Origin of the sequence: Heliophilum fasciatum (assembly GCF_004341395.1) — a bacterium.
Classification (GTDB): Bacteria; Bacillota; Desulfitobacteriia; order Heliobacteriales; family Heliobacteriaceae; genus Heliophilum; species Heliophilum fasciatum.
Map to the genome: position 1 here is coordinate 147,158 of NZ_SLXT01000006.1, position 10,530 is coordinate 157,687.

Consider the following 10,530-nt stretch of genomic DNA (forward strand, 5'->3'; position numbering starts at 1 on the left):
CATTCACCTCCTCGCCTTACGCAGTAATTCGGTCGGCGAAACTGCGGATAATTTTTCTTTGAGCGCTTGTCGTGCCCGGTTAATCCGTGACTTGACCGTGCCCAAGGTACAATCGAGGATTTGCGCTACCTCTTCGTAGGAGTAGCCCTGCACTTCCCGCAGGACCAGCACGGCACGATGTTCTTCGGAGAGTTGCATCAACGCATGGCGTACCGTTGATTGAAACTCTTTGGATTCCAGGATCTCCTCGGGGTTCTCAGCGGTGGCCGCCAATTCCCGTTGCACTTCGCCACTGCCCAGTGTCAGTGGCTCATCCAAGGAGAGGGCCGACGTTCGTTTCATCTTGCGCTGCATGTTGATCCAGGTGTTGACGGCAATCCGGTGCAACCATGTACCGAAATCAGCTTCCAGCCGAAAGCTGCCGAGGGCGCCGTAGGCCTTGACGAAAGTTTCTTGCGCCAAGTCTTGGGCATCGGCGTAATTACCGGCCAGGCTGTAGCTGAGCGCGTAAACTTGATGCTGATACCGTACAACCAGTTGTTCGAAGGCAGCAGTATTGCCTTGTTGGGCCTGCTGCACAAGAACACGTACATCTTCCAAGGGAGACTCTCCTTCCGGGATGGCATCTTGCCCCGGCTATTCTTTTGACAATCGCGGGACGAGAAAAGTTCCGCCTGGGGAAGAGGGAGGCGGAACTTTTCTGGGGATCGAGGGAGCGAAGGGTTGGGGGCGGGGGCGACAGGTGAGGATCATAGCAGCGGGTCAGATTCATTTAATTCAAATTCAGATCAATGGAGAACGAAGGTAGTTGAGGAGCGGGCGGCTTATGGCCGATCGATCAATACGGTTTGGGTGGCACCTTGATAGTCGACCTTAGCGCCAAGGGACTCGGCGACAAAACGCAGGGGAACGAGCATGCGCCCCGTTGACTCATCGATGATCGCCGGAACATCCAACTGGCGCTCTTCGCCGTTGACGCGGGCCGTCATGGAGCCCGCTGTCAAGCTAATTCGGCGGTTTCCTTGGACAGCGGTTACGGTTTGGGCCGCGCTATCCCAGGTGACGTCGGCACCAAAGGCTTCAAAAACAGCGCGCAGCGGGACGAGGACACGGTTGTGGCGAATCTGGGCTTGGCCTTGGTCGGGCGGGATGGCCCAGAGCTTGCCATCGAGCACGATGGCGATCGTGCCGGAGACGGTGATGGTTTTTTGCGTACGCACTTCGGCGCCGTGGTTATCGGTGGCATAGAGCTTAAAAGTGTATTCGCCAGGGGTGGGGAAGGTTACGGTGGCTTGCGTTGCTGTTGAGGAAGTGCCCGGTGCAATTTCTGCGCCTTGGGGCCATTCCCAGCGTAGCGCGGTGATCTTGCCGTCATCGTCGGTTGATGCCAGTCCGTCCACTTGTGCTGTTAAGGGGGCGGGGCCGGTCGCGGGGTGGAAGGTGATCACTGGCTTGGGCAAGTGGTTGTAGGCCAGCGGCGAAGTGGAAATGGGGTCGTAGCGCTGGGCCAGTTTGAGCTTGGTCGTGGCTTCTTCCGTGCGGCCTTGCGCTTGGAGGATGATGCTTTGGCCTTGGTAGATGAGGGCGTTGTGGTTAGTGAGAGTGCTGGCGCGATCATAGAGCGGCAGCGCTTCACCATAACGGCCTTGCCGGAGATAATTATGGGCTAAGCCAAGCCAAGGTTCGAATTTAGACGCATCTTCCAGGCGCAGTGATTCGAATAATGCTTGTGCTTCGCTGTAGCGCCTTAGATCGACGTAAAGATAGGCGAGACCGAGTCGTGCCTGGACGTGCGTGGGATCAATGGCGATGACGCGTTGATAGAGATCGAGGGCCGACCAACTGATCTGGCGGCGCCGCTGCACTTCAGCGAGAGTGAAGAGGACATCGGTGTTTTGGGGAGCCAGTTGGGCGGCTGTGGTGAGGATTTTCGCGGCATCGCCGTCGCGGTGGACACGGGCGTAGAGTTGACCAAGGCCGAGGTAAGCCGGCACTGACGAAGGGTTGAGGGCGAGTACCTTTTGGTAAGCTGATTCAGCACCGGCACTGTCCTGTTGTTGAGCAAGCACGGCGGCTTGGGTCAGCAAAAACGTTGTAGACAGGGTATTGGCAACGGGCTCATTCGTTAAAACTGCGGCTGCTTCGGCTAAATGTCCTTGTTCCCGCAAAGCTGCCGCAAGCTTCGCGGCAATATCACCTTGCTTCGGTGCGATCTTCAGCGCCTGCCGGTAATAACGTTCGGCCATGGGCCAATTGCGCTGTTTGGCGTAGAGATCACCTGAAAGTAAGGGAATGGTGACATCGGTGGCATCAATGCGCGCCGCTTCATCGAAGGCAGCCACGGCAGCATCAACATGCTGGCGGTGCCATTCCAAGCGGCCTATGGCTTTATAGAGCGCGGCAGTATGGTGACCGAGTCTCTGGGCATAGCGGATGGATGCGTCAGCATCACCTCCACGATCAGTGTCGATCAGGAGATTGATCAGGTTGATATGATTGGATACAGTATTGGGATCAATGGCGACGCCCGCCCGGAAAGCGACTTCTGCTTCCTTCAAATTATGTAATGCGATGTGGCTCCGTCCCAAGCCGTCGTAGGCAGATGCAGCATGACTGAGATCAACGGCGGTTTGATACAAGGACAAGGCTTTTGGGTAGTCGCCGGTCAGATACTTAACCTCGCCTAGATTAGCAAAGAGACGGCTGTCTTTGGTTGTAGCCATCTTTTGTTCCAAAAGCAGTGCAGCCTCATCGAATTTGTTTTCGATCATCAGAGTTTGTGACAAGCCAATGATCGCTTCGATATAGGTTGGTTTTAGCGCCAATGCTTGGCGGTACGCAGCTTCTGCCTCGGTATGACGGTGTTGTTGGTTTAACGATATGCCGAAGCTGACATAACCGGAAGGAGAGATGCTGTCGGCAGCCCAAGCCGACGGCGTTAAAAAAAGCAGCAGCAGACCGGTTAGAGCCCAGGGTTTGTGCATCATAAGGTCACACTCCTCATCAAATGGACAGTAGAGAGTACGGATTTACCAGAAGAAGAACTTTTTTTATTGTAACATAAAAAAAATTACGGAACGGGGGAACTTTTTGGGAACCTCGATTGTCAAAGGTACAGGTCGACAAATTGAGAGCGTTTTTGAAAGGTAGATGCAGCTGCCTGATGGAGAGCTCATCAATGTCTAAGACCAAAACATACACAAAATATTATGGGAGGTATTTTCCAGTGATTTCGAAAAACAAAATTGCTGCTGTCGTGCTGTCCTCGGCGATGGCATTGACCTCGGCACTGCCCGCGTTTGCTTCGTCCACCTATGAAGTAAACAAAGTTTCCCAAATCGAAGCTAGCGGCTCGATTTCCGGTCTTCGTGTTATCGTAACCGTTCCTGCGAACACCCTGAAAGCGAACACTCCTGAAAAAATCCGCTTTACTCTTCCTACAGATTTGACCATGCCGACGGGTACTAACTTTGCTACCATTGGTGGCACGTTCAGCACCCCCATGATCGGTGCTAACCTGAAAAACCAATTCACAAACGTTAGCGCTGTTGCTCTCGGTGGTACGGGAACAAGCGGCAACAACTATGTTGAGTTCACCGTTTACAAAGCAAACGATCCCGCATCCCCCGCAGCACTCGGTGAAGGCCGTTTGGTCATCGACTTCCCCGCACTGAAAGCAAGCGGCCTCAACACTGGCGATGTAAAACTGAAAGCTGAAGCAGCTTCTGACAGTGCATTCTCTAATGCATCGATTACCATCGCCACTGTTGGTTCCGGATCGGTAGCCGTAAGCGTCGATGATATCAAAAACATTTCCTCCTCCAACTCCCAACCTGTTGACAGCATCTACTTCAAAGAAGATCGCAGCGCTGCGCTGAAAACAGATCCCACCAGCATCAAGCTGAAACTGCCTGCCGGCTTTAGCTGGGCTAACAAAGCTGCAGTTTCGGTAAACTCCATCTGGGGTACTTCTGGTATCGCTACTGTTGATACCACCGCTGGCGATGAGCGCGAACTGATCATCAAAGGCAACAGCCTCTCCAGCCAAGCTGCATACTTCCGTCTTGATGGCGCAACCATCAACGTAGACGAGTCCGTTGCTAAAAAAGGTGACGTAATCGTCAACGTATCCGGCGCAACCACCACTACGCCCAGTTCCTTCACGATTGCTCGTTATGGCGAATTCAACACGAATGTCTCCGTTTACGGTGACGTACCGACAATTCCTGCCGGTAAAAACTTTGACACCATTTCTGAAATCGGTTCCTTCAAAATCGAAGAAGAAATCGCTGGCAGCCTGATCGACGACCGCACCATCACCTTGACGTTGCCCGAAGGTGCTCGTTGGAACACACCGAACAGTGCGTCGCCTTATGCTGGCTTCACCAAAAACGGTGAAACCAAAGAAGGTCGCGTTAACGGTATTTCCTGGACCATCGTTGACAAAGACGATGCAGGCCGTATCCTGAAAGGTACCTTCGATATTCTCCAAAACAACTCGACAACTGCAGCTAAGTACATCCTGGAAAAAGCCCAAGTTTCTACAGCTGTTGACTTCTCCGGCGATTTAGCTGTTGAAGTTGGCGGTACTGCAGGCATGACCGGCAAACTCGTACTGGCTAAAGTTGCTCCTTCCGCTACGGTAAGCGTTTCGGAAGTTAAGCCTGTGACCTTGGGCCTGGGCGCTCAAGCTATCGGTGACATCACCATCACCGAAGGTATCAAAGAAGCCTTCAATAAAGACAACACCCTTCTGAGCACCACTGTTGAAGGTAGCACAACTGAAGACAACGTCATCAACGTCCAACTGCCCCTTGGCGTGTTCTTCGATGGCACCCCGACAGTAGAAGTAACCTCCGGTGACATGCTGATCGAAACCAGCAGCATCACTGTGAACCAAAACGGTTCTGACGGCAGCCAAGGTAGCCTGCGCTTCCGCGTGAAGTCTTCCTCGACCACCCCGTCGGCCATCAAAATTTCCAACGTCAAAATCACCTCTGACCGCACTGTGCCCGAAGGTGACATCGTTGTCAAAGTTCGTGGTTCCGCTGTTAACAAGTCGGCCTTCTCCGGTCGCGGCACCGCTGCTTCGGCTGTCGTTGCCAAACTCGTTACCCCGGCTCCTAGCGAAGTCAAACCCGATGCAACCTTCAAGATTGGCGACACCAAATACAACGTTAACGGCGTAGAAAAATCCATGGATGTTGCTCCGTACATCAAAGACGGCCGCACCTTCCTGCCTGTTCGTTTCGTCGCTGAAGCTCTTGGCGTCACCAGCGATAACATCATCTTCGACGGCGCTACCGGCACCGTAACCCTGATCAAAGGCTCCACTGTTGCTCAATTCACCATTGGCAGCAAAGAGCTGAAAATCAACGGCGCTACCATTCAAATGGATGTAGCTGCTGAAATCTCCTCGGATCGCACCATGCTGCCCTTGCGCTACATCGCTCAAGCGCTGGGTGCAAGCGTAGCTTTCGACGAAGCTACCCAAACTGTCACCGTGAAATAATTTGCGCTAACGCAAAAGACCCGGATCCATTTTGGATCCGGGTCTTTTGCCTTTGGATACCATGTAGGCTTAAGGAACTTTATCTTAGCTACAACTGTCTAAGAATTAAACAGATAAGATGACGAATGCATGCTTCCGAAATCAACATAGGCATCGCTTTTTAGGACAGGAGGTATTCCCGTATGTTGAAAAACAAAATTGCAGCAATTGTATTATCGTCCGCGGTAGCTTTGTCTTTAGCACTGCCGGCCTTAGCCGCCACCTACAACGTGAATTCAGTTCGACTTATTGATTCCAGTGGCACCCTAACAGGGGTGCGGATTGTTGTTACAGTTCCGCCGGATACCTTGACGAGTCAAGATAAGCTTAGATTTACATTGCCTACGGATTTGCGAATGACCTCTTCTAACGTTAATTTGAGCGTGCCTACCGTTGGTTCCGGCTTAGCTAACCAGTTTCGAGCAGCTACCGTAACGAACAGCAATTTCAACGGTGCTGGTAGCGGCAACGATTTTGTCGAAGTTACTGTTTCAGCCTATGCTACTGAACCGTTGCCCGACGGGCTCTCAGCCATCGGTGAAGGGCGACTGATTGTCGATTTTCCTGACATGAAAGCTAATGGATTACCATCAGGTGACGTAAGGATCAAAGCGGAAGCGGCTTCGAACAGTGTATTTACCAATACTGCGATCACTGTCGGTACCGTCGGTTCTGGTTCTGTATCGGTAAGTGTAGATGACGTCAAAACGATCACATCATCCGGTAACGAAAGATTAGACACCATTTACTTTAAAGAGGACCGTACCGGTGCCTTAAAGCCAGATGGAACAAGTATTAAGTTGAAGCTTCCTTCCGGATTTACTTGGGAGAGTACAGGAACCTTACAGTCCGTCTGGGGGTCAACGCCTGCGGAAATGGGCATGACGATCAGTGAAGGTAGTGATGATCGCGAACTAATTATCAATGCAACCAGCGCCAGTCAAAATGCAGCCTACTTTACTTTAATCGGTGCAACCATATCTGTTGATGAATCCATTGCTAAAAAAGGTGATATTGTTGTTAACATTTCCGGATCGACGACAACTACGCCATCTTCATTTACCATTGCCAAGTACGGTGATTACAGTACGAATGTTACATCGTATGGTGATATTCCTACAATTTCAGCCGGTAAAAATGGTGATACTATATCACAGATTGGCGCATTTAAAATCGAAGAAGAAGTTCCGGGTAGTCTCATTCCTAACCGTACCATTACATTAACTTTGCCCGAAGGGGCACGCTGGGGGTTAGAAGGCGAACCGCTGCAACTACCAACACGAAGTGGCGAGAGCAAGGATGGTGGGCTGAACGAATTTACCTGGTCAGTTGTTGATCGTGAAGATGCGAACCGAATTTTAAAAGCAACCATTGGCGGCAGTGAATCGACTTCGGCCGCAAGATTAATCTATGAAAAAGCACAAATTGCTACTGCTGCCGATTTTTCTGGTGATTTAGCTGTGGAAGTAGGCGGTACGGCAGGTATTAACGGCAAGATTGTCTTAGCGAAAGTTACACCGGTAGCAACAGTATCCGTTTCAGAAGTTAGATCAATCGCTTTGGGGCTCGGTGATCAACCGATCGGTGATATCTTGATCACAGAAGGAACGAAAGAAGCTTTTAATAAAGATCAGTCGGAACTCGGATCGGAAGTCGAAGCGCCTAATGATGCTACCGTCAACTTGCAATTACCTATTGGTGTATTCTTCAGTGGTACGCCTACGGTGGAAGTTGTATCGGGGGATTTGTTGATCGAAAGCGGAAGTGTTACGACTAATCTTAACGGTTCTGACGGTACACAAGGCAGCTTACGGTTTAATATCCGATCTTCATCGACAACACCGTCAACAATCAAAGTATCAAACATAAGATTGACGACCAACCGCACTGTGCCGGAAGGGGATATTGTTCTCAAGGTGCGTGGCTCTGCCGTCAATAAATCAGGATTCATGGGGCGAGGTACAGCAGCATCGGCTGTGATCGGTCGATTGATTACGGCAGCTCCTTCGGAAGTTCGGCTTGAAAGTAGTTTCCAAATTAACAGCACACGCTATACAAGCAGTGGCGTAGAAAAGACGATGGATGTTGCGCCCTACATTAAAGACGGGCGGACGTACCTGCCTGTGCGCTATGTCGCTGAAGCACTAGGTGTTCCCAGTGATAACATCATCTACGATCCGGATTCAGGAACGGTCACTTTGATCAAAGGTAGCTTAGTTGCGCAAATGACAATCGGGAAAAAAGAATTGAAACTTAATGGTGCGATTATTCCCATGGAGGTGCCAACTGAACTTGTCGCTGGCCGTACCATGTTGCCAGTGGCTTATGTTGCTCGTGTACTAGGAACGGCTATCACTTATGACGAAGCAACGAAAACAGTGACGATCAAGTAAAACATGGAAAAGAAGCAAGCCCGGATCCTCGGATCTGGGCTTGCTTCAATAATCGCGAATATCGTTTTCTATTTATTTTATTGCTTAGGTAAAACAACAGACCACTGTTCAAGATTCGGTTCCGGCACAAGGATCGCCTCCGGTGGAAAAGCAGTGCCAATTACCCGTGCTGCATAAGGCGGGATCTGAAGCTGTTCAGCTACAAGCGAGCCGGCAGCAATTTGCCGGTTAAGCTTATCGATGATTACAACGGGAAGTTCAGGCAAACGAATCTCCTGGCCTGTGCTGTTGCACAGTAAAAGGCGAACCAGTAAAGCGCCTTCGTACATCTCCGCTGTCAAAGAAATCACGCGCATTTCCCCGGGTTGCGGTGGTTGCAGACGGGCTAACTGCAGTTCCACACTTGTCTTCCCCTTACTCGTTAGCAACTCATCGGGATCATAGACATAAAAAGACGTTTTAACGTCAACTTCAGACAGACGGGCGGTATCGACGACCATCTGCCATCCTTCCATCGAGGTGATAGCCGATGGCTTATCTTCCCAGGGAAAGGATACTGTCCCGGACAGTTGCCCTTTTGGAGGAACCGTTCCTAGGGATGAAAGATCGATGATTGTTTGATAGTGCGCCGTGCCTTCAGCGTCAAGCAACGAGACGGGCAGTTTGACTGCGATCAGCGGCATCGTTAAAGTATTTTCTAACGTAAGTACTGCCTGCACTTGATCGCCGTTGTCGGTCAATTGGGTGTCGCGCAAATAGATGCGGCCCGTTTCCGGTGTTGGCGAAGCAGAAGCCACTGCTTGAGGCTCTTGGTTCGATTCTGACATGAATGTACCTCCAATATTAAAATGAGCTCTTGCCAGTATTATAGACGATTTTATGCTTTTATTATAGACGATCCTGGAAAATAAGACCGATCCTTTGGTGTAGATGGCGAGGCGAAGATGACGGGACACGAGGAAAGCGAAGCAAAAAACACTGTACCGTCTTCTCTTGACGGCCTGTATTAGATCGAGTAGACTTAAGATAAATGACCATTCAGTACATATTTTAAGTAGGTGGAATAATAATGAATAATTTAAAACAAAGCGTAACCGCCTTTGTTTTAACGGCCACTGTTGTGATGAACCCTGTTCTAGCCCTGGCGGCTATCAGCAGTGAACAGTCAACGGGTGCGAGTACACTGTCACCGATGGTCAGTGCAGCACCGGCTTCGGCAGCCGTCATTAACCAGGGCGCACCGGAGTTAACGGTGGGACGCTTTCCTAAAGTTGATGCTAATGATAAGTATACATTGACCCTATCTCTGTCGGAGGCGCTGAATCGTGCTTTAGCGAAAAGCCTCAATATCCAGTTAAAGCAAGCGAATGTCGATCGTACTTGGGAAATTCGCGATGATAAGGAAATGAATATGGGCAGCCTCGGACAGCCGTCAAGCAGCAGTTTTTCGCAGGTTAACGCATCCATTCAATCCTTCACGAGTTTGCTTTCTTCCGATATCAACTGGAACAACGCCAAAGCTGACCTGCGTGCTGAAAAAGACAGTGTGGGTGTCCAAGTTGCCAAAAAATATGCCGATGTTCAACGCAATCTTGCCAAGGTACAATCGGCAGAAGCTGCCTATAAGTATGCCCAGTGGCAGCAAAAAAATGTAGGCTTGCAACTGAATCTTGGTGTAATCAGCAAAACCAATCAAGTGGAACTAACAGCAAATACGATCGGTAAGCAAAAAGCATTGCAAGCGGCGCAGGAAGGCCTTAACGATGCCTACCATAAGTTCAACGATCTTGTAGGACTACCTGCTGACGCACGACCGGTTTTGCCTGATCAGGCAAACTACCAGCCTGTCGAGGAAATTAATGTTGAACACTATATCAGTAAAGCCCTCGCCGAGAGCCCTGCTCTGGTCAGCAGTCAAGGCCAACTGGATCTTGCTGTGTCTGTACGTAACGTGTATGACCCATCCGGTGGTCCTTATGCTGTTCGTGGCATCGATGTACAAAAAGGCAAGCTTGCCGTTGCTCTGACAAAGCAGTCACACGAACTTGCTGTACGACAAATCTCCAGTGGCATCTTAACCTATGAACAACAAATTAAAGGCTTGGAAGAAGCGTTGCGTGTGGCCCGGCAAAATGAAAATATCGCGAAGCTCAAGTTCAACATTGGCATGGCAACTCAAGGAGAGCTTTTGTCTGCCCGTGCTAATCTTTTGAGCGCTGAACAGGCCTATTTTGATGCCATGTGGCAACATGAACTCCTCAAAATCGGTTTAGAAAAGCCATGGGCTTGGAACTAAGCGCAAGGTTTTATCAGGTACTTGTCGGCTGATTGTCAGATGATTAGCTCGGGGACGATAAGATAATGACGATAATATAAAGATAAAATAAGAATAAAACAGTAATCATAGATAACGAGAGAACGACCTCCTGCGTATATGGGAGGTCGTTTTTTATGTTTAATTATTGCGTAAAAATTATTTTTCTCGAATCGCCCCCCCAAAAAACATAGCATCTGCGAAATACTGTGGTGTACAACGAACCACACAAAAATAAACAGCCAAGATCACCGCAAAGGTAAAGAAAAACA

General features: G+C 50.0%; 6 protein-coding genes. 3 read left to right on the plus strand and 3 right to left on the minus strand.

The window, feature by feature from the left end:
* Positions 1-3: 3 nt before the first annotated feature.
* Together EDD73_RS04940 and EDD73_RS04945 are read right to left on the minus strand one after the other, a co-directional pair.
* Positions 4-600 (minus strand): sigma-70 family RNA polymerase sigma factor, encoded by a 597-nt coding sequence (locus EDD73_RS04940; RefSeq protein WP_131918663.1) that lies wholly within the window; start codon positions 598-600, stop codon positions 4-6.
* Positions 601-824: 224 nt separating this feature from the next.
* On the minus strand, positions 825-2,987 hold the full coding sequence (locus EDD73_RS04945) for a tetratricopeptide repeat protein (RefSeq protein ID WP_131918664.1): 2,163 nt from the start codon (positions 2,985-2,987) through the stop codon (positions 825-827).
* A gap of 191 nt (positions 2,988-3,178) precedes the next feature.
* Between EDD73_RS04945 and EDD73_RS04950 the strand changes: the two genes are divergently transcribed.
* Positions 3,179-5,512: a copper amine oxidase N-terminal domain-containing protein gene (locus EDD73_RS04950; RefSeq protein WP_165876332.1), complete on the plus strand. Its 2,334-nt coding sequence runs from the start codon at positions 3,179-3,181 to the stop codon at positions 5,510-5,512.
* A gap of 182 nt (positions 5,513-5,694) precedes the next feature.
* Positions 5,695-7,944 carry a copper amine oxidase N-terminal domain-containing protein gene (locus EDD73_RS04955; RefSeq protein ID WP_131918666.1) on the plus strand — a complete coding sequence of 750 codons (2,250 nt, stop codon included), beginning with the start codon at positions 5,695-5,697 and terminating at the stop codon, positions 7,942-7,944.
* Positions 7,945-8,021: 77 nt separating this feature from the next.
* Here EDD73_RS04955 and EDD73_RS04960 read toward each other — a convergent pair whose 3' ends face one another.
* Entirely contained in the window at positions 8,022-8,771 is a 750-nt protein-coding gene (locus tag EDD73_RS04960) for an SLAP domain-containing protein (RefSeq protein WP_131918667.1), read from the minus strand.
* Between the two features lie 242 nt (positions 8,772-9,013).
* Between EDD73_RS04960 and EDD73_RS04965 the strand changes: the two genes are divergently transcribed.
* Positions 9,014-10,240 (plus strand): TolC family protein, encoded by a 1,227-nt coding sequence (locus EDD73_RS04965; protein ID WP_131918668.1) that lies wholly within the window; start codon positions 9,014-9,016, stop codon positions 10,238-10,240.
* Positions 10,241-10,530: the final 290 nt, after the last annotated feature.

Excerpts from the sequence above, each read along its gene's own strand:
- EDD73_RS04945 (WP_131918664.1), bottom strand. The coding sequence starts at position 2,987 with ATGATGCACAAACCCTGGGCTCTAACCGGTCTGCTGCTGCTTTTTTTA.
- EDD73_RS04965 (WP_131918668.1), top strand. The coding sequence starts at position 9,014 with ATGAATAATTTAAAACAAAGCGTAACCGCCTTTGTTTTAACGGCCACT.
- EDD73_RS04960 (WP_131918667.1), bottom strand. The coding sequence starts at position 8,771 with ATGTCAGAATCGAACCAAGAGCCTCAAGCAGTGGCTTCTGCTTCGCCA.
- EDD73_RS04955 (WP_131918666.1), top strand. The coding sequence starts at position 5,695 with ATGTTGAAAAACAAAATTGCAGCAATTGTATTATCGTCCGCGGTAGCT.
- EDD73_RS04950 (WP_165876332.1), top strand. The coding sequence starts at position 3,179 with ATGTCTAAGACCAAAACATACACAAAATATTATGGGAGGTATTTTCCA.